Source organism: Stenotrophomonas sp. JC08, from assembly GCF_052180205.1.
Classification (GTDB): domain Bacteria; phylum Pseudomonadota; class Gammaproteobacteria; order Xanthomonadales; family Xanthomonadaceae; genus Stenotrophomonas.
On the sequence record NZ_CP197473.1, the window covers coordinates 2,457,228 to 2,475,142 of the forward strand.

Annotated in this window: 17 protein-coding genes and 1 riboswitch; of the genes, 9 read left to right on the top strand and 8 right to left on the bottom strand. The window is 67.4% G+C overall.

All coding sequences use genetic code 11. From position 1 onward, the window contains the following. Window positions 1-124 precede the first annotated feature (124 nt). Window positions 125-952, top strand: a complete 828-nt coding sequence (locus ACSBPQ_RS11335) for a type II toxin-antitoxin system RelE/ParE family toxin (protein ID WP_442682244.1) — start codon at window positions 125-127, stop codon at window positions 950-952. 60 nt (window positions 953-1,012) lie between these two features. On the opposite strand, the gene ACSBPQ_RS11340 is transcribed toward ACSBPQ_RS11335, so the two are convergent. Beyond that, window positions 1,013-1,249, bottom strand: coding sequence for a glutaredoxin family protein (locus tag ACSBPQ_RS11340; protein WP_442682245.1), 237 nt, complete (start codon window positions 1,247-1,249; stop codon window positions 1,013-1,015). A gap of 95 nt (window positions 1,250-1,344) precedes the next feature. On the opposite strand from ACSBPQ_RS11340, the gene ACSBPQ_RS11345 reads away from it, so the two are divergent. Both ACSBPQ_RS11345 and ACSBPQ_RS11350 read left to right on the top strand, forming a co-directional pair. After that, window positions 1,345-2,727, top strand: coding sequence for an L-serine ammonia-lyase (locus ACSBPQ_RS11345; RefSeq protein ID WP_442682246.1), 1,383 nt, complete (start codon window positions 1,345-1,347; stop codon window positions 2,725-2,727). Window positions 2,728-2,800: 73 nt separating this feature from the next. Then, complete coding sequence (locus ACSBPQ_RS11350) at window positions 2,801-3,685, top strand: hypothetical protein (RefSeq protein ID WP_442682247.1); 885 nt, start codon at window positions 2,801-2,803, stop codon at window positions 3,683-3,685. Window positions 3,686-3,707: 22 nt separating this feature from the next. Here the strand turns inward: ACSBPQ_RS11350 and rarD are convergent, their stop codons facing one another. The 4 genes from rarD to metX all read right to left on the bottom strand — a co-directional run bounded on the left by rarD (window position 3,708) and on the right by metX (window position 8,060). Further along, window positions 3,708-4,586, bottom strand: a complete 879-nt coding sequence (gene rarD, locus ACSBPQ_RS11355) for an EamA family transporter RarD (RefSeq protein WP_442682248.1) — start codon at window positions 4,584-4,586, stop codon at window positions 3,708-3,710. Between the two features lie 146 nt (window positions 4,587-4,732). Further along, window positions 4,733-5,800: a homoserine dehydrogenase gene (locus tag ACSBPQ_RS11360; RefSeq protein ID WP_442682249.1), complete on the bottom strand. Its 1,068-nt coding sequence runs from the start codon at window positions 5,798-5,800 to the stop codon at window positions 4,733-4,735. Further along, complete coding sequence (locus tag ACSBPQ_RS11365) at window positions 5,797-7,041, bottom strand: O-succinylhomoserine (thiol)-lyase (RefSeq protein WP_442682250.1); 1,245 nt, start codon at window positions 7,039-7,041, stop codon at window positions 5,797-5,799. The genes ACSBPQ_RS11360 and ACSBPQ_RS11365 overlap by 4 nt, the downstream gene beginning before the upstream one ends. Next, a complete protein-coding gene (metX, locus tag ACSBPQ_RS11370; protein WP_442682251.1) occupies window positions 7,038-8,060 on the bottom strand; it encodes a homoserine O-succinyltransferase MetX in 1,023 nt (340 codons plus the stop codon). The genes ACSBPQ_RS11365 and metX overlap by 4 nt, the downstream gene beginning before the upstream one ends. 70 nt (window positions 8,061-8,130) lie before the next feature. Continuing rightward, window positions 8,131-8,250, bottom strand: a riboswitch (SAM riboswitch). 183 nt (window positions 8,251-8,433) lie between these two features. Between metX and ACSBPQ_RS11375 the strand changes: the two genes are divergently transcribed. The 4 genes from ACSBPQ_RS11375 (at window position 8,434) to ACSBPQ_RS11390 (ending at window position 13,725) form a co-directional block, all read left to right on the top strand. Next, window positions 8,434-9,213 carry a M23 family metallopeptidase gene (locus ACSBPQ_RS11375; RefSeq protein WP_442682252.1) on the top strand — a complete coding sequence of 260 codons (780 nt, stop codon included), beginning with the start codon at window positions 8,434-8,436 and terminating at the stop codon, window positions 9,211-9,213. 110 nt (window positions 9,214-9,323) lie between these two features. Beyond that, window positions 9,324-10,928, top strand: a complete 1,605-nt coding sequence (locus ACSBPQ_RS11380; RefSeq protein ID WP_442682253.1) for a peptide chain release factor 3 — start codon at window positions 9,324-9,326, stop codon at window positions 10,926-10,928. Window positions 10,929-11,011: 83 nt separating this feature from the next. Next, window positions 11,012-11,644: a PAQR family membrane homeostasis protein TrhA gene (trhA, locus tag ACSBPQ_RS11385; RefSeq protein ID WP_442682254.1), complete on the top strand. Its 633-nt coding sequence runs from the start codon at window positions 11,012-11,014 to the stop codon at window positions 11,642-11,644. A gap of 101 nt (window positions 11,645-11,745) precedes the next feature. Continuing rightward, complete coding sequence (locus ACSBPQ_RS11390; RefSeq protein WP_442682255.1) at window positions 11,746-13,725, top strand: AsmA family protein; 1,980 nt, start codon at window positions 11,746-11,748, stop codon at window positions 13,723-13,725. A 27-nt stretch (window positions 13,726-13,752) separates the two neighbouring features. Here ACSBPQ_RS11390 and ACSBPQ_RS11395 read toward each other — a convergent pair whose 3' ends face one another. Genes ACSBPQ_RS11395 through mtgA form a run of 3 tightly spaced genes read right to left on the bottom strand, consistent with a single transcriptional unit; the run spans window position 13,753 to window position 15,955 of the window. Continuing rightward, window positions 13,753-14,184 carry a CBS domain-containing protein gene (locus tag ACSBPQ_RS11395; protein WP_442682256.1) on the bottom strand — a complete coding sequence of 144 codons (432 nt, stop codon included), beginning with the start codon at window positions 14,182-14,184 and terminating at the stop codon, window positions 13,753-13,755. Further along, window positions 14,144-15,163 (bottom strand): glycosyltransferase family 2 protein, encoded by a 1,020-nt coding sequence (locus ACSBPQ_RS11400; RefSeq protein WP_442682257.1) that lies wholly within the window; start codon window positions 15,161-15,163, stop codon window positions 14,144-14,146. Before ACSBPQ_RS11400 ends, ACSBPQ_RS11395 begins: the two co-directional genes overlap by 41 nt. Window positions 15,164-15,199: 36 nt before the next feature. After that, window positions 15,200-15,955: a monofunctional biosynthetic peptidoglycan transglycosylase gene (gene mtgA / locus ACSBPQ_RS11405; protein ID WP_442682258.1), complete on the bottom strand. Its 756-nt coding sequence runs from the start codon at window positions 15,953-15,955 to the stop codon at window positions 15,200-15,202. A gap of 78 nt (window positions 15,956-16,033) precedes the next feature. On the opposite strand from mtgA, the gene hslO reads away from it, so the two are divergent. Both hslO and ACSBPQ_RS11415 read left to right on the top strand, forming a co-directional pair. Then, window positions 16,034-16,927 carry an Hsp33 family molecular chaperone HslO gene (hslO, locus tag ACSBPQ_RS11410; RefSeq protein WP_442682259.1) on the top strand — a complete coding sequence of 298 codons (894 nt, stop codon included), beginning with the start codon at window positions 16,034-16,036 and terminating at the stop codon, window positions 16,925-16,927. Between the two features lie 154 nt (window positions 16,928-17,081). After that, window positions 17,082-17,903, top strand: coding sequence for an XOO1806 family protein (locus ACSBPQ_RS11415; protein ID WP_442684573.1), 822 nt, complete (start codon window positions 17,082-17,084; stop codon window positions 17,901-17,903). The last annotated feature ends 12 nt before the right edge of the window (window positions 17,904-17,915 follow it).

Consider the following 17,915-nt stretch of genomic DNA (forward strand, 5'->3'; position numbering starts at 1 on the left):
GTCATGGCGTGTTCCATGCGAGCGGTTCACCGGGCGGCGGCAGGCGTTACCATTCCGGCCTTCCGTTGATTATCTGGAATGACGTCCGCATGAGGGCCCGCACCTCCTTCGCCCCCGCAGCGGCATGAACACCCTCGCGTTTTCCCGCACCTGTGCACCTTCGCCGTGGAGCGAGCGCCTGCAGCCGTGGGCGGCAGCGTTGGCGAGCGCATTGCTGCACGTGCTGATGGTGCTGCTCCTGCTGCACTCGCAACCGCCACAGGTGAGCACGCCGCAAGGGGCCTCCAGCGGTGGCCGGGTCAAGGTGGATTTCGTCGGCGAACCGGCTCCCACGCCGCCCACCACGCCACCGCAGGACACACCCAAGCCCGTCCCCAGGCCCGCCACGCGCCCCAGACAAGACACCCGCAAACCGGTGCTCGAGGCCCGGTACGCCGAGCCGCCCGCCGCACCGGCACTGGTTGAGAACCGCGAGCCGCCCACGCCGGAACCGGCCCCGCCCTCACCGCCGGCCCCATCCGAGCCCGCCCAGCGCCGCCCGCAGACCTGGAGCGGTCGTCCTCCGGGCTGGGTCGACACCCAGAGCTCACCCGATGCCGGGCGCTCCCCGGGCCCAGCCGATCGCGGCGGCACCTACATCGACAGGGCTGCGGGAGAGCCGGCCATGCAGGTGGGCGGCTACCAGATCATCTATGAGCTGTTGCGCGAAACCCGGCTGCGTGCGTGGATGGCCGAGGGCATCAAGGAGCTGTCCATTCCGCTGCCGGGTACCCGCTATCTGATGGTCTGCCCGGCCGAAGTCGCGCTGCGGCGCGGCTCCAGCAGCTGCCGCCTGCTTCCTCCCGACTCGCCGGAACTGCAGTCCATCGGCGATGCCCGCGAGATCATCATGGTGATGAACGTGTACCGGCAGGGCGAGCTGGTCTGGCAAGGCCCCGGGCCGTACCGGTAGCCACCGGAACCGGAGCGTCATCCGGACTCCGGCCGGCACCTTCCGCCACGCACCGATGCATCACGCCTGACGCGTTTGCAGCCACTGCTGCAGGGTCGCCGCATCGAAAGGCCAGTCCAGCTCCCTGCCGGTCCCGTCACCGAATACCGGCACCCGCGTGCCGTAACGCGCCTCCAGTTGCGCGTCATCGTCGATGAACACGCTGTCGAACTCCGGCACCCGCGCCTGCGCCAGCACCTCCAGCGCAAGGTCACACAGGTGACAGTCATCGCGCTGGTACAGAACCCATCCACTCATCATCACATCCACCGGAAATGCTGCGCTGCGGGCAAGGGCCGCGGCGATCGGACCGTAGAATACCGGGCATCTTCCATGCAGTACGCAGAACCAGCATGTCCGTCAGTACGTTCGACCTGTTCAAGATCGGCATCGGCCCGAGTTCGTCACACACCGTGGGTCCGATGCGCGCCGCCGAGCGCTTCGTACACCGCTGGCTGCTGGATCCGGGCCGTCTGCCGGACACCGTGCGCATCCGCGCCGAAGTCTTCGGCTCGCTGGCGCTGACCGGCCGCGGCCACGGTACCGACACCGCCGTGCTGCTGGGGCTGGAAGGCAACCGCCCGAATCTGATCGACCCGGACATCATCCCGGCCACGCTGGCGCGCATCCGCGCCAGCAAGCGCATCAACGTGATGGGCCAGCATGAGATCGCCTTCGACGAGAAGCGCGACCTGGCCCTGAACAAGCGCCAGAAGCTGCCGTACCACACCAACGGGATGCGCTTCACCGCCTACGACGCCGACGACCAGGTCATCGCCACCCGCGATTACTACTCCGTCGGTGGCGGCTTCGTGGTCAACGAGGACGACGCCGCCGACGACCGCATCGTGCCCGACCAGACGCCGGTGCCCTACCCGTTCAAGAGCGGCGACGAACTGCTGGCGCAGGCCGCGCGCAGCGGCCTGAGTATCGCGCAGATGATGTTCGAGAACGAGAAATGCTGGCGCAGCGAGGACGATATCCGCGCCGGCCTGCGCGAGATCTGGGAGGCGATGCAGGCCTGCGTGACCCGCGGTATCCGTTCCGAAGGCACCCTGCCCGGCGGGCTGAAGGTCGGCCGGCGCGCACCGGCGCTGTACCGCGAGCTGTCCGCGCGCCCGGAAGCGGCGATGCGCGATCCGCTGACCACGCTGGACTGGGTCAACCTGTACGCGCTGGCGGTCAACGAGGAGAACGCCGCCGGCGGCCGCGTGGTCACCGCGCCCACCAACGGTGCGGCCGGCATCATCCCCTCGGTGCTGCACTACTACGACCGCTTCTGCCCGGGCAGCAACGAGCAGGGAATCTTCGACTTCCTGCTCACCGCTGCGGCGATCGGCATCCTCTACAAGGAAAACGCCTCGATCTCCGGCGCCGAAGTCGGCTGCCAGGGCGAGGTCGGCGTGGCCTGTTCGATGGCTGCCGGCGGGCTGATGGCGGCATTGGGCGGCAAGCCCGGGCAGATCGAGAACGCCGCCGAGATCGGCATGGAACACAACCTCGGCCTGACCTGCGATCCGATCGGCGGACTGGTGCAGATTCCCTGCATCGAACGCAACGCGATGGGTTCGGTGAAGGCGATCAATGCCGCACGCATGGCCGTGCGCGGTGATGGCAAGCACAAGGTGTCGCTGGACAAGGTCATCAAGACCATGCGCGACACCGGCCGCGACATGCAGGACAAGTACAAGGAAACCAGCCGCGGCGGCCTGGCGGTCAACGTCATCGAGTGCTGATCGCCGCGTCTTGCCATCGCGCCGGCCAGCATCACAGAATCCGGCCATCACCAGCACCACGCAGGGGAAAGGGATGCATACCGGGCAGGAGCCAGCTCACACACCGCCGCCGCTGGAACGCCCCATCCGTGCCCGGCCCGCACCACGCAACGGCGGACTCACGCTGACCCGGCTGGTGCTGGTGGCGGGCGCACTGCTGGTGCTGGCCTGGTTCATCGGTGAAAAGACCTCGGGAAGCTCCACTGACGGACAAACGCCTGCCGCTGCCGGGCCGGACACCTCGATTTCGCCCGGCATGGAAACGCGGTCGCGGGCACAGGTGGTGCAGAGTGAGAAATCCACCACGCTCAGGCAGGTGGATGACGCGCGCATGCAGGTGGACGGACACGGCACCGTACTGCGCATCGAAGGCGGCATCGGCCGGAATTTCGCCACCGACCTGCAGGCGGCACTGGCCGCCAACCCGTCGCTGCAGCGTATCGATATCACCAGCGGTGGCGGCTACTCCAAGCCGGGACTGGAAGCGGCGCGGATGATCCGCCGGCGCAACCTCATTGTCCGCGTGCAGTCGCACTGTGCCAGCATGTGCGTCGGGCTGTGGGCGGCCGCCGCGCAGCGGCAGATGGAACCGGACGCGCTGATCGGCCTGCACCAGTGGGACGCCCAGTGCGACGCCCGCCCCTCGCCGCAGCGCGAGGAATGCCACTACCAGATGCAGTTCGCCACCGACCACGCCTCAAGCTACGAGGCCTGGCTGCGCGATGCCGGTTTCAACCGCTACCTGCTGGACCTGCAGTCCCGCACCGCGGCCGAGGACATCGCCGTGCTCAACGTCCTGCAACTGTGGGAAAACGGCGTGGACTTCAGCGTGGTCGACCGGGAAGGTGCCCGCATGAGCCGAGCTGTGGTCCAGCAGTACCTGGTGGCGAAAGCCGCGACACGCCAAACCGGCGGGTAGCGAGTGTTGCGGCGCCGGCGGCTCAGGCACGGCTGCGCAGTTTCAATCCGCCTTCCAGCGCCAGCAGCCCCACCGCCAGCCAGATGGCGATGTAGGTGGGCCACTGGCCATCGCCCACGCTCTCACCCAGCAGCAGCGCGGCCAGCATCAGCAGCACCGGCTCGACATAGGTGAGCAGGCCGAACAGGCTGAAGGACAGCATCTTGGCCGCCAGCATGTAGCACATCAGCGCCACCGCACTGACCACCCCCAGCAGCGGAATCAACCCGTACAGCGCCGGCCGCTGTGCCAGCATCTGCGCCAGCGCCTGGCCATCGCCGATCGCCGCCCACCAGGCGACGGGCGACAACAGCACCAGCTCCACCCAGAAACCGCCCAGATGGGCCACGCCAAGATGGCGCCGCAGCAGGAAATAGGCCGGATAGCCCAGCGCCACCAGCAGCATTTCCCAGGACAGGCTCTGCTCACGCAGCAGCGCCCAGGCCACGCCGGCGGCGGCACTGGCAACGGCCAGCTTCTGCGGCACCGACAGCCGCTCGCCATAAAAAACCCGGCCGACCAGCACCATCACCAGCGGCAGCAGGAAGTAGCCCATCGACACCTGCAGCGCGCGCCCTTGCAGTGGCGCCCACAGGAACAGCCACAGCTGCACGCCCACCATCGCCGCACAGGCCGGCATCGCCAGCCACAGGCGGCGATCCTGGCGAATCCGCACCAGCGTCTGCCGGATCAACTGTGGTTCTCCGCCAACGTGCAGCATCACCGCCACCAGCGGTACCGCAAACAGCACCCGCCAGCCGAAGATGTCCATCCCCTGCAGCGGCACCAGCCACGGGCTGGCGTAGTACATCAGGCCAAACAGCAGCGAGGCCGCCAACGAAACCAGTACACCCTTGGACACGCCACTACCTGCAGGAAAGATCACCGCGGCAAGCCACCATTACCGGCCCATGCCAGCCGCAACGGGTGGTGATGGAGGCACGCAGGGCACGAGTGGGCGCCGGCTCGCGGATGCGGCACCGGCGCCATGATAGGGCGCAACCGGTTTCAGTTACCGGCGATGCGCAACACATCGTCCAGCAGCGCCGCCGCGGTCACTTCGGCACCGGCGCCCGGCCCCTGGATCAGCAACGGCTGCACGTTGTAGCGGTCACTGTGGATCGCCACCCGGTTGTCGGTGCCACGTCCTCCGGCCAGCGGGTGTTCGGCCGGCAGCGCACGCAGGCCGACGCTGGCACCGTGCCGGTCCAGCCGGCCGACAAAGCACAACCGCAGCCCTTGTGCCCGGGCCTGCAGCAGTTGCGCGGCCAAAGGCAGATCCAGCAGTTCCAGCGCGCCATCCACCGCCGAAGCCGGCAACGCCGCCAGCGCCGCGGGCACCAGCGACTCCACCTGGACCTGCTCGGCCTCCAGCGCCACACCGGCCGCCCGCGCGAGGATCAGCAGCTTGCGCCGCACATCCTCACCGGACAGATCGATACGCGGGTCCGGCTCGGTGTAACCGGCCGCCGCCGCTTCGCGCACGCAGGCCGAGAACGGCTGGCTGCCGTCATGGCGATGGAACAGCCACGCCAGCGAACCGGACAGCACGCCTTCGATGGAGTGGATGTGATCGCCGCCGGCCACCAGCGCGCGGATGCTGGCCAGCAGCGGCAGTCCCGCCCCCACGGTGGCGGCATCGCCATAGCGCGTGTTGGCGGCACGGGCCGCGGCATCGATCTGGCGCGCCCGCGCCAGCGCGGTGCCATTGCCCAGCTTGTTGGCGGTCACCACGTGGATGCCCTGCGCCAGCCAGTGTGCATGGTCGGCGGCGACCGCCTCGCTGGCGGTGGCATCGATGACGATATCGCCGGCACGCAGGTGCCCGAGCTGCTGCCGGTGCATCTGCCCATCACTGCTGCGCGCCGCTGCGCGGGCCTGTTCCAGCGCCTGCTCCGGCGCGTCGGCGCACGCCAATGCGATGCGCGAATTGGCCACCACCTCCAGCGCCGGCAGCACCAGCTGCCGCTGTTGCAAGGCCCGGTAGCGACTGACGAAGGCCGAGCCGACGGTGCCGGTTCCCAGCAGCGCCAGCCTCGTCTGTCCCACACTCACCGCACGCAACTGGGCACTCACGCATCCACCGTTTTTCGCTGGGCGTCACGCTTGCCGTTCTCAATCACCCGTGCGACACGGGCCAACCCGGCCTGCAGATCGGCCAGCAGGTCCTCGGTGCCTTCGATGCCGACCGACAGCCGCAGCAGGCTGTCGGAGATGCCGGCGTTGGCGCGCGCCTCGGGCGTCATCGCCGCATGGGTCATCGTGGCCGGATGGGCGACCAGGCTTTCCACGCCACCCAGCGATTCGGCCAGGGTGAAGTAGCGCAGGCCATCGAGGAACGCCTTCACCGCCGCCTGCGGATCGTCGCCTTCGCACGGGGCCAGTTCAAACGACAGCATCGCGCCGAAGCCCTTCTGCTGGCGCGCGGCCACCGCATGGCCCGGATGCGAGGCCAGCCCCGGGTAATAGACGTTGGCCACCGCATCGCTGCCCGCCAGCAGGTCGACCAGCGCGCGGGTGTTTTCCTGGTGGATGCGCAGCCGCGCGTCCAGCGTGCGCAGCCCGCGCAGGGTCAGGAAGGCGTCGAACGGCGAGCCGGTCAGGCCCAGCGCGTTGGCCCACCATGCCAGCTGCTGGTGCACCTCCTCCTCGCGCGCGATCACCGCGCCACCGACCACATCGCTGTGGCCGTTGACGTACTTGGTGGTCGAGTGCAGCACCACGTCCGCGCCGAAGGCGATCGGATTCTGCAGTGCCGGCGACAGGAAGGTGTTGTCCACCACCACCTTGGCACCGGCCTTGTGCGCGGCCTCGATGACGAAACGCAGGTCGGTGACGCGCAGCAGCGGGTTGGACGGGGTTTCCACCAGCACCAGCGCCGGCGACTGCGCCAGCGCCTCGGCCAGCGAACGCGGATCGGTCAGGTCGGCGGTGATCAGTTCGAAATGGCCCTTGCTCGCCAGCGCGTTGAACAGGCGCCAGCTGCCGCCGTAGGCGTCGTGCGGCACCACCAGCTTCTGGCCCGGCTTGAGCAGCGCGTTGAGCACCAGATTGATCGCGCCCATGCCGGTGGCGGTGATCACCCCGCCAGCGCCACCTTCCAGCTCGGCCAGCGCCTCGCCCAGCAGGTCGCGGGTCGGGTTGCCGCTGCGGGTGTAGTCGTACTGGCGCTTGTTGCCGAAGCCGTCGAAGCTGAAGTTGGACGACAGTACGATCGGCGGCGTCACCGCACCGAACGCGGTATCACGGTCAATACCGGCCCGTACCGCAGCGGTGGCACTGCTACAGGGAATATCGGAAGCGGCGGACAGGCTCATGCGGTTTCTCCGGGAAGGCGAAGGGCGTTGGCGAGAATCGCGTCGATGCGATCGGTTTCTTTGAGGAAGGCGTCGTGGCCATAGGGCGAACGCAGTACGCGCAGACTGCCGCGCGGGCCCAGCCCCTCGACCAGCGAGACGAGGTCGGACAGCGGCACCAGCCGGTCACCTTCAACCGCGACCACCAGCGTCGGCACGGCGATGGCGGCCGGATCGATGCGGTGCAGGTCGATGGATTCGGACAGGCGCAGGTAGGCGTTGACCCGGGTGCGGGCGACGTACTGCGCACCGGCGGCGTCCAGATAGTCTTCGGCGGCCACGCGCACGCGGCCATTGACCACTTCCGGCGCGGCGTCGAAGCGTTCACCGAATTCTTCAGGGGTGCGGTAGCTGAGCATCGCGAACTGCCGCGCCAGTGCCAGCCCGTGGCTCTCGGCGCACTGCAGCTGGCCCAGCGCGACCGCGCGGCGCTGCAACGCACGCCAGGCCGAGGCATAGGGATGCGGGCGGTGGGCGCCGCTGACCGCGATCAGGGTGTTCAGCCGCTGCGGATGGCGGATCGCCAGCTGCATGCCGACCAGCGCGCCGTAGGAGTAGCCGACATACCCGTGCAGACGCTCGATGCCCAGTGCATCGAGCAGCGCGGCGATGGCATCGGCCTGGTCGGCGGTGTCGATCGGCACATCCAGATCGCCGTCGGCACCGACGAAGTCGAAACCAAGCAGGCAACGCCGCTGCGGGTCCAGCGCACGGGTCGGACCGACCAGGCCATCGACCCAGCCCTTTTCAGCGAATTCGGCGTTGGCCGCCAGATGCCGGTGCGCGGAAATGCCACCGGCCACCAGCACCACCGGCGCATCCGCCGGGCCGACCCGCTCGTAACGCAGCTGCAGGGTGCGTGCTCCGGCATGCCGCATCGTCAGCTGTACCGTGACTTCGCCGCGCACGGCGGCAGCACCGGCTTCGGCATTGGACGGGGCGGCGACGGGAAATGTCTGGAGGGCGGCGGCGAAACTCATGGCGGTATCCGGTAAGGAGCGGCCATCGAGCTTTCGCGGAGCTCGCGTTCGACGTGCGGAGGCGCAGATCGAACCATCTTTTCGGCGGACGCGTGGTCCCCGCAGGATTTGGCACCAAACACAGGCGCTTGCGCGTCTGCTGGTTGCCCCGGCTTCAAAGGGCCTGTCCCTCTGCCGGTCTCGATGGTGGCGCCACGATGCCAGCCCTCCACCCACATGTCAATCTCTTTATTCGGATGGAGCGATGAATAGATTTCAGATGCAACCAAACAGGCACAATCAACGCCCCTGTTCCACCCTTCTCCACGTGTGTTCCACCCTTCTCCACGTGCAACGCCTCCTTGCCTCCTTCCTGCTCCTGCCCGGTATCGCCGTGACTGCCGCCGATGCCGCGCCCGCCTCGCGCTGGCGTCACGGCTGGGGGCTGGTCGAAACCGCGGCGCCCGCCCGGCACTCCAGCAGCCCGGCATTCGCCCGCCTGATCCTGGAACCACGTGCGGGCGGACACACCGTCATCGCCCGCAACCTGCTGGCCGGCCCGGTGCAGGTGCGCCTGCGCGGGCACAACGGCACGCTGGCAACACAGGCCGCTGCCCCGGTCGTGCTGCAGCCGGGCGAGCAGCGCGCCCTGCTATGGCTGCCCGGCGATGGCAGCCGGCAACAGCTGCTGCTGGACGCCTTTCCCGGCGTCCCGACCATCCGCGCCGACGATCATGTGTACCAGCTGCCGTTCCGCGCCGTGCCGGTGCGCGTCAGCCAGGCCTCCGGCGGCCATTACAGCCATACCGATGCGCAGAACCTGCATGCGGTCGATTTCCCCCTGCCGGAGGGAACCCCGGTGCTTGCCGCCCGCGCCGGCAAGGTGATGCAGGCCGTGAATGCGACCGCGGACCTGGGCAGCCTGATGCGGATCCTGCACGAGGACGGCAGCATGGCCGTCTATGCCCACCTGCAGGCCGGCAGCCTGAGGCTGCACCCTGGCCAGCGCGTGGAGGCCGGACAGTGGCTGGCCGCCTCCGGCAACACCGGGCGCAGCAGCGGGCCGCACCTGCATTTCGCCGTGCAGATCAACACCGGACTGGCCTTGACCTCGATCCCGTTCCGGATGGGCAGCGCGCGCGGCGAACTGCGGTTCCCGCGGACAACCCCCTGAGCCGCCGCCGATCCGGTTACGCGCTTGCGGGCGGGGCGGACCGGAAGGTGCCGGCAGGTATAATCGCCGGCTTATCCGTTTACTGATGCGCCCTCGCCGGCGCGCTCGCCATGTCCGAAGTCGCCTCCGAAGCCGCGCGTCGCCGCACGTTCGCCATCATTTCCCACCCTGACGCCGGCAAGACCACGCTGACCGAAAAGCTGTTGCTGTTCGGAGGCGCGATCCAGATGGCCGGCTCGGTGAAGTCGCGCAAGACCAGCAAGCACGCCACCTCCGACTGGATGGCGCTGGAAAAGGAGCGCGGCATCTCGGTGACCTCCTCGGTGATGCAGTTCCCCTACGAGGGCAAGATCATCAACCTGCTCGACACCCCCGGCCATGCCGACTTCGGCGAGGACACCTACCGCGTGCTCACTGCGGTGGACTCGGCGCTGATGGTGATCGACGTGGCCAAGGGCGTGGAGGAGCGCACCATCAAGCTGATGGAGGTGTGCCGCCTGCGCGACACCCCGATCATGACCTTCATCAACAAGCTCGACCGCGAGGGCAAGGACCCGATCGAGCTGCTGGATGAAGTGGAAACCGTGCTCGGCATCCAGTGCGCGCCGGTGACCTGGCCGATCGGCATGGGCAAGCGCCTGAAGGGCGTGGTCCATCTGCTCACCGGCGAAGTGCACCTGTACGAACCGGGCCGCAACTTCACCCGCCAGGACTCGACCATCTTCCCGTCCATCGACGCCCCCGGGCTGCTGGAGAGGATCGGCGAGAAGGTGCTGGCCGACCTGCGCGATGAACTGGAGCTGGTGCAGGGCGCCAGCCATTCGTTCGACCTGGACGAATACCTGGCCGGCAAGCAGACCCCGGTGTTCTTCGGCTCGGGCGTCAACAACTTCGGTGTGCAGCCGCTGCTGGACTTCTTCGTCAAGCACGCGCCGGCGCCGCAGGCCCGGGCCACCACCGGCCGCGACATCGCCCCGCAGGAGGACAAGCTCAGCGGCTTCGTCTTCAAGATCCAGGCCAACATGGACCCGCTGCACCGCGACCGCGTGGCCTTCATGCGCGTGTGCTCGGGCCGCTTCAGCGCCGGCATGAAGACCTTCCACGTGCGCAGCGGCAAGGAGATAAAGCTGGCCAACGCACTGACCTTCATGGCCTCCGACCGCGAGATCGCCGCCGAGGCGTGGCCGGGCGACGTGATCGGCATCCACAACCACGGCACCATCTCCATCGGCGACACCTTCACCGAAGGCGAAGCGGTGACCTTCACCGGCATCCCCAACTTCGCCCCGGAACTGTTCCGCCGTGCGCGCTTGCGTGACCCGCTCAAGCTCAAGCAGCTGCAGAAGGGTCTGGCGCAGCTGTCGGAGGAAGGTGCGACCCAGTTCTTCCGCCCGATCATGAGCAACGACCTGATCCTGGGTGCGGTCGGCGTGCTGCAGTTCGACGTGGCCGCCTACCGGCTGAAGGACGAGTACGGCGTGGAGGCGATCTTCGAGCCGGTCGGCGTGGTCACCGCGCGCTGGGTGCACTGCGACAACGCCAGGAAGCTGGAGGAGTTCCGCGAGAAGAACGCCAACAACCTGGCCATCGACGCAGCCGGCCAGCTGGTCTATCTGGCACCCACCCGGGTCAACCTGCAGCTGGCGCAGGAACGCGCACCGGACGTGCGTTTTGCCGCCACCCGTGAAGCAGCGCACACGGTTTCCGCGGACTAGGTCCAAACCAAGGCGTGCAGCCATGCGCCAACGCGGCCATGATAGGGGGGAGCGGGCTCCCCCTTCCGCGCCCCACATTGCCCATGACTTCTGCCGCTTCGATCCGCGAAGAAATCGCCAGCGCCCTGACCCACGGGCTGGCCGCCACTGCCGCCCTCGCCGGTGGCGCCGTACTGATCACCCTGGCCAGCATCTACGGTGACGGCTGGCAACTGGCCAGCGCCATCGTCTTCGGCGCCACCCTGCTGCTGCTGTACACCGCCTCCACGCTCTATCACGCGATCCAGCACCCGGTTTCCAAAGGCCGCCTGAAGGTCTTTGACCACTGTGCGATCTACCTGCTGATCGCCGGCACCTACACCCCGTTCACCCTGATCGGCCTGCGCGGCCCGTGGGGCTGGGGCATGTTCACCGCGATCTGGGTCCTGGCCTTTGCCGGAGTGATCTTCAAACTGTTCTACACCGGCCGCTTCAAGCGCCTGTCCACCCTGATCTACATCGCGATGGGCTGGCTGGTACTGGTGGCGATCAAACCGATGTGGCACTCGCTGGATGGCTTCACTCTCGGCTGGCTGTTCGCCGGCGGACTGTTCTACACCCTGGGCACGGTGTTCTACCACCGCGAACAGCTGCCCTATTCGCACGCGATCTGGCACATGTTCGTCATCGCCGGCAGCGTCTGCCACTTCGTCTCGGTGACCGCGCAGATCCTGTAGCCGGTATCGCCGGGTCCAGGCCGACGCCAACACATTGCCGACGCCGTCTGCACAACGGGCGAATATCCCTTTCGCACGTCCTCCACGAAGCGGCCGCCACCATGGGCCGCGTGAACACGACTGCGCCCACCGCCACATCGCCCGCATCACGCTGGAAGCGGCTGCGCCCGCGCAAGCCCGGCCGGCGCACGCTGATCGCCATCGGCCTCATGCTCGCGGCCATCGTCGTGCTGTTGCTGCTGTGGGACTGGAACTGGTTCAAGGGCCCGCTGGAACGTGCGGTGCAGGCGCGCACCGGTCGTGCGCTGCACATCGGCAACCTGGACGTCGACCTCGGCCGCACCAGCACCGTCTGCGGTGACCGCGTCACCTTCGCCAATGCCGCTTGGGCCAAGCAGCCACAGATGGCCAGCGCCGACCGGGTCGAGATCGACATCCGCCTGTGGCCGCTGCTGCGCGGCAGTGTGCAGCTGCCGGAAATACGCCTCACCCGTCCAGCGGTGCTGCTGCAGACCGCGCCACGCGAAGGTGAGCCGGGCAACTGGCGCTTCCTTGGCAATGGCGACGGAAAGACTGTTCAGCTGCGTCGCCTGTATATCAGCGATGGCCGACTGCAGTTCATCGATGCCCGTGACCGCACCGATATCGACCTGGCCGTCCACAGCGGCCAGGCCGACGCAGCCGATGCCGCACCGCCTCTGCTGATCCGGGGCAAGGGCCGGTGGCGCGGCGCCGCGTTCACCCTGAAGGACGACAGCGAATCGCCGCTGGAACTGAGCAACAGCGACCATCCGTTCCGTATCCACCTGGATGCACGCGCCGGTGCCCCCCATGCCATCGCCCGCGGCACGCTGACCAATCCGTTCCAGCTGCAGGTACTGGACCTGCAGCTCCAGCTCAGCGGCCAGGATATGGACGAGCTGTATCCACTGATCGGCCTGGCCATTCCCTCCTCGCCGCCCTATCGCCTTGAAGGTCGGCTCAAGCGCGACCATCAGCGCTGGCGCTATGAGAAATTCAGCGGCCGGGTCGGCGACAGCGACCTGGCGGGCGATGTCCAGGTCGATGTTGCCGGGAAGCGTCCGCGCCTGACCGCCAATCTATTGTCCAAACGCCTGGACTTCGACGATCTGGCCGGCTTCATCGGCGCACCGCCGAAGACCGGTGGCGATGAGTCGGCCAATGCGTCGCAGAAGGCACAGGCCGCACAACTCGCCGCCAGGCCCACGCTGCTGCCGGACACGCCCTACAACCTCGGCAAGCTACGCGCTATGGATGCCGACGTGCGCTGGAAGGCCGCGCACATCAATGCGCCCCGGCTGCCGCTGGACGACATGGATGCGCACCTGCTGCTGGACAACGGCCTGCTGCGGCTGGAGCCGCTCAATTTCGGCGTTGCCGGGGGGGATATCCGCAGCACGATCCGCATGGACGCACGCCGCCCGCAGATCGCCACCACCCTGACCGCCCACCTGCGCAAGATCCAGCTGGGCCAGCTGTTTCCCGATGCGGAACTGGTGGACCAGGCCTCCGGCGGGATCGGCGGCGAACTGCGCCTGAGCGGTACCGGCAATTCGATGGCCGCCATGCTGGGCAGCAGCAACGGCGATGTCGCCATCGGCATGGGCCGTGGCCATATCGGCAATCTGCTGATGGAACTGGCCGGGCTGGATATCGCCGAGTCGCTGAAATTCCTGCTCACCGGCGACAAGCAGATTCCGCTGCGCTGCGCCTTCGCCGATTTCGGCGTCCGCGACGGCCTGATGCAATCGCGCGCACTGGCCTTCGATACGACCGACACCTTGGTCATCGGTGAAGGCGACATCAGTCTGAAACAGGAAAAGCTCGACCTGCTGCTGCGTCCACGCCCCAAGGACATCAGTATCCTCGCCCTGCGCTCGCCGTTGCGCATCGGCGGCAGCTTCAAGGCCCCCGCGTTCCGGCCGGACTTCAAGGCGCTGGGTCTGCGCGGCGCCATCGCGCTGACGCTGGGCAGCATCACCCCGCCGGCGGCGCTGCTGGCCACGATCGAAACCGGACCGGGCAAGGATGCCGACTGCGGCGGCAAGTACGCCCGCTAATGCCGCGGCGGCACACCATCAGAAGCCTCAGCCGCCGGTGATGTACTGCTGCAGATGTCCCAGCTCCTGGCGCTGCTGTTCGATCACCGACTTGACCAGGTCGCCGATGGAAATCACTCCCACCACCGTATCGCCGTCCAGCACCGGCAGGTGGCGGATGCGACGATCGGTCACCAGTTCCAGGCATTCCTCCACGGAGACGGCCGGTGTCACCGTGACCAGCTCGGCGGTCATGATCTCGCGCACCGGCGTGGTGGCCGAGGAACGGTCCTTCAGCACGATCTTGCGGGCGTAGTCGCGCTCGGACAGGATGCCGACCAGGCGTCCGCCGGCCATCACCAGCAATGCACCGATGCTTTTCTGCGCCATCAGGCGCACGGCTTCGATCACCGGCGCATCCGGCGCTATCGCATGGACCTCAGGGGACTTGTTCCCGAGCAGCTGTCGAACGGTCTGCATTGCACTCTCCCGCACGATGGATGTCCGCCGATACTGCCACGTCCGCCGGGTACCAGGTGTCAACCAGGTAGAGCGGGCGCTGTTTGACTTCCATGTACAGGCGTCCGAGGTATTCGCCGATCAGTCCCAGCGCGATCAGCTGCACGCCGCCCAGAAACAGGATCACCGCCATCATCGTCGGCCAGCCCGCCACACGGTCCCCGTACAGCGCCGCCTTGCCGACCACGAACAGGGCAAAGCCGAATGCGGAAGTCGCCGTGAGCAGCCCCAGATAGGTGGCTGCCCGCAACGGCGCGGTCGAGAAACTGGTGATGCCCTCCAGCGCGAAGTTCCACAACTTCCAGAAGCCGAACTTGCTGCGCCCGGCGACACGCGGCACACGGTGATAGGGCAACGCCACCCTGCGGAAACCCACCCAGCCGAACAGGCCCTTCATGAACCGCTGGCGCTCGCGCAACTGCCGCAAGGCCGCCAGCGCACGCGGCGACAGCAGGCGGAAATCACCGGTATCAGCGGGAATCGGCGTCTTCGACAGGCGTCCGATCACCCGGTAGAACAGCGACGCGGTCACGCGCTTGAGCCAGCCATCGCCCTCACGCACCAGTCGCGTGCCATAGACATCGTCATAGCCTTGCCGCCACAACGCCACGAACTCGGGAATCAGCTCCGGCGGATCCTGACCGTCCGCATCAAGGATCAGCACCGCGCCATCCTCGACGAAATCCAGTCCGGCAGTGAGTGCGATCTCCTTGCCGAAATTGCGCGACAGGCGCAGCGTGGCCACGCGCGGATCGGCGGCGGCCAACTGCTGCATCACCGCCCAGGTGGCATCGCTGCTGCCATCGTCCACATAGAGGATGCTGCCCTCCACGCCCTGCAGCCGCTCCAGCTCGGTGCTGATGCGCGGATGGATCAACGGCAGCGCCTCCTGCTCGTTGAAGGCGGCGATCACGACAGTCAGACGGTTGTAGGTAGCCATGCCCGGGATTCTACGGAAAGCGCCTGGCGCGCAGCGTCAGTCCGCAGCGTCCAGATAGGCCGCACCGCCCAGCTGCCGTGCCTGCCGCTGGATCCAGGCGGCGCGCCGCTGCACGAACGGGCCGGGCCGGGTGGCACTGTAGCGCCGCGGCGACGGCAGCACCGCCGCCAGACGGGCACTTTCGGCGTCACTCAACTGCGCCGCGTCCTTGCCCCAGTACTGCCGCGATGCCGCCTGCACACCGTAGATACCGTCCCCGAATTCGGCCACGTTGGCGTACACCTCCAGAATCCGCTGCTTGGGCCAGAACAGCTCGATCAATACCGTGTACCAGGCCTCCAGTCCCTTGCGCAGCCAGCTCCGGCCCTGCCACAGGAACAGGTTCTTGGCGACCTGCTGGCTGATCGTGCTGCCGCCACGCAGGCGCTTGCCGCGCGCGTTGTGGTCCAGCGCCTTTTCGATCGCGTCCAGGTCAAAGCCCTTGTGCAAGGGGAAGCGCTGATCCTCGGCCGCCACCAGCGAGATGGGTACGCTGCGCGCCATCGCCTCCCTATCCACCCACTGGTACCGGATCCGGAAACCCCAGTCCCCCTGCGCCCAGGCCTCCACCTGGCGCAAGGCCATCACCGATGAGAACGGCGGATCGATGAAGCGCAGCGCCAGCACCTGGAGCACACTCAGCAGCACCAGCAACAACGGCGCCATCCACAGCCAGCGACGCAGACGCCAGCGCCTGCGTGGCGATGCAGCCCCCCGCTCCCCCACCTTGTGCTTGTCCTGTTCCGCCCCCATCCAAGCCTCACCTTTACCATCAGACGTCCGGCGCATTATCCGGCACCGGCGTCCTTCCCCGTACAGATACCCATCACCATGACCGACACCTCCGACCTGCTTGTCCGCTTCCTCCTGCCCGATGCGGGTGTCCGTGGCGTGCATGTACGGCTTTCCGGCAGTTGGCAGGAAATCCTGTCCCACGCCAGCTATCCCGCCAATGCCACGCAGCTGCTGGGCGAGGCCTGTGTCGCATCGGCGCTGTTCACCGGCCACACCAAGATCGATGGCCGCCTGTCGATCCAGCTGCGCAGCAGCTCGGCCCTGCGCACGCTGTTTGCCGAATGCACCGCCGCCGGCACCCTGCGCGGCATCGTCCAGCTGGAAGAAGGTCAGGATGCGCCTGCCGGCCTGCCCGCGCTGGGAGAGGATGCGCTGCTGGCCATCACCATCGAAAATCCCGGTCTGGATCCGCGCGAACCGCAGCGCTACCAGAGCATGGTGGCGCTGCAGGGCAGCTCACTGGATGAAGCGTTCGAAGATTACTTCCGCCATTCCGAGCAGCTCCCGACCCGCTTGCTGCTCGTGGCCGATGCCGACAAAGCCGCCGGCCTGCTGCTGCAGAAGCTGCCGGGAGATGAAGGCGACGAGGATGGCTGGATCCGGGCAGGTGCCCTGTTCGACACCCTCGGCCGCGAGGAACTGCTTGCCCTGCCCGCCAGCGAGCTGCTGCACCGCCTCTTCCATGAGGAAAAGCCCGAGCTGATGGCTGAAAAGCCCCTGCGCTTCGCCTGCTCCTGCTCACGCGAGCGGGTGGAGGGCATGCTGCAGTCGCTGGGAGAGCAGGAGGCGCTGGCCGCAGCCGAACCGACCGGCAAAGTGGAGGTGCGCTGCGAATTCTGCGGACAGGAATATCACTTTCCTTTGCAGGAAATCGGCGTATTGTTCTCTTCCACGCCCGCCAACCAGCCCGCTCCCGAGCGGCTTCAGTGACGGGATGCACAGGTTGCGCACTGGGGAGGGCGAAGACTTGTTAAGGATTCATAAACGACATACGATCAGATCTTCATCCGCCGGGAACTTGGCGGCCATTGGCCTGTCTTAAGTAGCGTCCATGAACATCTTCCTGCGCCTGCCACTTGCCCTGATGATCGCGCTGAGCGCGGTTACGGGCGTGCATGCGCAGAACAAGGCCAAGGCGACGGACACCGTCATTCCGGTCTGGAACCGTGGCAGCGGCAAGGTCGAGGCACTGCTGTATCTGGAACCGACCGGCGAACAGATGGCCGGCGCCCGCTGGCATTTCGGCCAGAACTCGCTGGATGCGGCCTTCGGCCTGTCTTCCGGTGACTCCCTGGGTCTGTTGTGCAACAGCAGCCGCGGCAACAGCATCGGCGCACTGGCCAGCCACTGCATGCTCGCCAGCCTCGGCGACGATGACGAAGCCACGCCTGGCCGGCACATCAGCGCCACCACCACCTTCAACCGCCCCGGCGGCCGTATCGGCCTGAGCGTGGGCAGCGGCCGTGATTCACTGCCTGCCTGGCTGTCCGGCAACACCCGCACGCCCGCCGCACGGGTGGAACAGAATGACCTTACCGTGTTCGGCCAGAAGAGCATCGGCCGCGAAGCCTTCGTCTCGATCGGCGGCACCTATGCCAAAGCCCGCCTCGTTCCCCTGAGCGATGCCAACCCGGCCATCGTGGACCAGTGGGACAGCAAGTCCCTGACCGTGGGTGGCGGCTACGGCGCCTTCAGCGCCAACGTCATCGGCCGCGTCATCGATGCCCCGGGCCAGAGCAAGTGGGAAGGCCTCGGCCTCGGCATCACCTGGCGCACCCCATGGAGCGGACAGCTGACCGTCGGCGCCGAGAACATCATCACCCGGGGCAAAAATCCGTTCTCTCCGCGCAACGAGAGCAACGACGACGGCGCCATCCCCTACGTCCGTTACGAACAGGACCTCTGAGGTCCCACCCGC

What these genes read in the sequence shown, in the direction of transcription:
- ACSBPQ_RS11335 (WP_442682244.1), top strand. Translation starts at nt 125, where the DNA reads ATGAACACCCTCGCGTTTTCCCGCACCTGTGCACCTTCGCCGTGGAGC.
- ACSBPQ_RS11340 (WP_442682245.1), bottom strand. Translation starts at nt 1,249, where the DNA reads ATGAGTGGATGGGTTCTGTACCAGCGCGATGACTGTCACCTGTGTGAC.
- ACSBPQ_RS11345 (WP_442682246.1), top strand. Translation starts at nt 1,345, where the DNA reads ATGTCCGTCAGTACGTTCGACCTGTTCAAGATCGGCATCGGCCCGAGT.
- ACSBPQ_RS11350 (WP_442682247.1), top strand. Translation starts at nt 2,801, where the DNA reads ATGCATACCGGGCAGGAGCCAGCTCACACACCGCCGCCGCTGGAACGC.
- ACSBPQ_RS11365 (WP_442682250.1), bottom strand. Translation starts at nt 7,041, where the DNA reads ATGAGCCTGTCCGCCGCTTCCGATATTCCCTGTAGCAGTGCCACCGCT.
- metX (WP_442682251.1), bottom strand. Translation starts at nt 8,060, where the DNA reads ATGAGTTTCGCCGCCGCCCTCCAGACATTTCCCGTCGCCGCCCCGTCC.
- ACSBPQ_RS11380 (WP_442682253.1), top strand. Translation starts at nt 9,324, where the DNA reads ATGTCCGAAGTCGCCTCCGAAGCCGCGCGTCGCCGCACGTTCGCCATC.
- trhA (WP_442682254.1), top strand. Translation starts at nt 11,012, where the DNA reads ATGACTTCTGCCGCTTCGATCCGCGAAGAAATCGCCAGCGCCCTGACC.
- ACSBPQ_RS11390 (WP_442682255.1), top strand. Translation starts at nt 11,746, where the DNA reads ATGGGCCGCGTGAACACGACTGCGCCCACCGCCACATCGCCCGCATCA.
- ACSBPQ_RS11395 (WP_442682256.1), bottom strand. Translation starts at nt 14,184, where the DNA reads ATGCAGACCGTTCGACAGCTGCTCGGGAACAAGTCCCCTGAGGTCCAT.
- ACSBPQ_RS11400 (WP_442682257.1), bottom strand. Translation starts at nt 15,163, where the DNA reads ATGGCTACCTACAACCGTCTGACTGTCGTGATCGCCGCCTTCAACGAG.
- mtgA (WP_442682258.1), bottom strand. Translation starts at nt 15,955, where the DNA reads ATGGGGGCGGAACAGGACAAGCACAAGGTGGGGGAGCGGGGGGCTGCA.
- hslO (WP_442682259.1), top strand. Translation starts at nt 16,034, where the DNA reads ATGACCGACACCTCCGACCTGCTTGTCCGCTTCCTCCTGCCCGATGCG.
- ACSBPQ_RS11415 (WP_442684573.1), top strand. Translation starts at nt 17,082, where the DNA reads ATGATCGCGCTGAGCGCGGTTACGGGCGTGCATGCGCAGAACAAGGCC.